Raw genomic sequence first — 2,482 nt, 5'->3', positions numbered from 1 at the left:
ACCACTGGCGTGGCCGCTTCACAGTCTCCCACCTATCCTACACAAACCGAACCGAACACCAATACCAAGCTGTAGTGAAGGTCCCGGGGTCTTTCCGTCCTGCCGCGCGTAACGAGCATCTTTACTCGTAGTGCAATTTCGCCGAGTCTATGGTTGAGACAGCTGGGAAGTCGTTACGCCATTCGTGCAGGTCGGAACTTACCCGACAAGGAATTTCGCTACCTTAGGATGGTTATAGTTACCACCGCCGTTTACTGGGGCTTAAATTCTCAGCTTCACCACCGAAGTGGTTGACCGGTCCTCTTAACCTTCCAGCACCGGGCAGGCGTCAGTCCGTATACATCGTCTTACGACTTCGCACGGACCTGTGTTTTTAGTAAACAGTCGCTTCCCACTGGTCTCTGCGGCCACACCACGCTCCCACCGAGAAAGTGTTCACGTGTCATGGCCCCCCTTCTCCCGAAGTTACGGGGGCATTTTGCCGAGTTCCTTAACCATAGTTATCTCGATCGCCTTAGTATTCTCTACCTGACCACCTGTGTCGGTTTGGGGTACGGGCCGTGTGAGAGCTCGCTAGAGGCTTTTCTCGGCAGCATAGGATCACCACATTCACCTCAATCGGCTATGCATCAAGTCTCAGGATGTGTGTGCCCCGGATTTACCTAGGACACTCCCTACACTCTTACACCAGTACTACCACTCACTGGCGCGGCTACCTTCCTGCGTCACCCCATCGCTTGGCTACTACCAGATCGGGTCCCGCGCTCCACGATCCCCGCAACCCCCCTAAGGGAGCGCTAAAGACCGCTTCGGGCGGTTAGCATCACTGGATTCACCATGGGCGCGCTCACACGGGTACGGGAATATCAACCCGTTGTCCATCGACTACGCCTGTCGGCCTCGCCTTAGGTCCCGACTCACCCTGGGCGGATTAACCTGCCCCAGGAACCCTTGGTCATTCGGCGGGGGAGTTTCTCACTCCCCTTTCGCTACTCATGCCTGCATTCTCACTCGTGTGGCCTCCACCCCTGGATCACTCCGGAGCTTCCCTGGCCACACGACGCTCCCCTACCCATCCACACGACTGCACAACACCCCATGAGGTGAAGTGAATCTATTGTGCGAATGCCACGGCTTCGGCGGTGTGCTTGAGCCCCGCTACATTGTCGGCGCAGGATCACTTGACCAGTGAGCTATTACGCACTCTTTCAAGGGTGGCTGCTTCTAAGCCAACCTCCTGGTTGTCTTCGCGATCCCACATCCTTTCCCACTTAGCACACGCTTAGGGGCCTTAGCCGGTGATCTGGGCTGTTTCCCTCTCGACTACGAACCTTATCGCCCGCAGTCTCACTGCCGCGCTCTCACTCACCGGCATTCGGAGTTTGGTTGATTTCGATAAGCTTGTTGGCCCTCTAGACCATCCAGTAGCTCTACCTCCGGTGAGAAACACGCGACGCTGCACCTAAATGCATTTCGGGGAGAACCAGCTATCACGGAGTTTGATTGGCCTTTCACCCCTACCCACAGCTCATCCCCTCAGTTTTCAACCTAAGTGGGTTCGGGCCTCCACGACGTCTTACCGTCGCTTCACCCTGGCCATGGGTAGATCACTCCGCTTCGGGTCTAGAGCATGCGACTGTATCGCCCTATTCGGACTCGCTTTCGCTACGGCTTCCCCTCGACGGGTTAACCTCGCCACACACCACTAACTCGCAGGCTCATTCTTCAAAAGGCACGCTGTCACAGGCAACACACCAAAGTGTTCACCCGCTCCAACGGATTGTAAGCGCACGGTTTCAGGTACTATTTCACTCCCCTCCCGGGGTACTTTTCACCTTTCCCTCACGGTACTAGTCCGCTATCGGTCACCAGGGAGTATTCAGGCTTATCGGGTGGTCCCGACAGATTCACAGCGAATTTCACGGGCTCGCTGCTACTTGGGTATTCATCAAGGGAGGTGACAGGTTTTCACGTACGGGAGTCTCACCCTCTACGCCGCGCCGTTCCAGACGACTTCCGCTAACCACATCACTTTCTTACTCCCCGCCAACATGACAGTGTCGACAAGACAAACCCCACAACCCCACAAGTGCAACGCCTGTCAGCTATCACACACCCATGGTTTGGCCTCATCCGCTTTCGCTCGCCACTACTCACGGAATCACTGTTGTTTTCTCTTCCTGTGGGTACTGAGATGTTTCACTTCCCCACGTTCCCTCCACACGCCCTATATATTCAGGCGTGGGTGACCCCACATCACTGGGGCCGGGTTTCCCCATTCGGAAATCCTCGGATCACAGCTCGGTTGACAGCTCCCCGAGGCTTATCGCAGCCTCCTACGTCCTTCATCGGCTCCTGGTGCCAAGGCATCCACCGTGCGCCCTTAAAAACTTGGCCACAAAGATGCTCGCGTCCACTGTGCAGTTCTCAAACAACACACGACAACACCCGATCAACCGATGCCACCAACACCCCACACCCA

1 rRNA gene is annotated in these 2,482 nt (G+C 56.0%); it reads right to left on the bottom strand.

From position 1 onward, the window contains the following. A 23S ribosomal RNA gene (locus tag AC3YO9_RS17505) occupies window positions 1-2,397 on the bottom strand; the annotation flags it as partial. Window positions 2,398-2,482 lie beyond the last annotated feature (85 nt).

The sequence above is a fragment of the Rhodococcus sp. Z6_132 genome, assembly GCF_058133635.1.
This window is presented reverse-complemented; position numbering and strand designations above follow the sequence as displayed.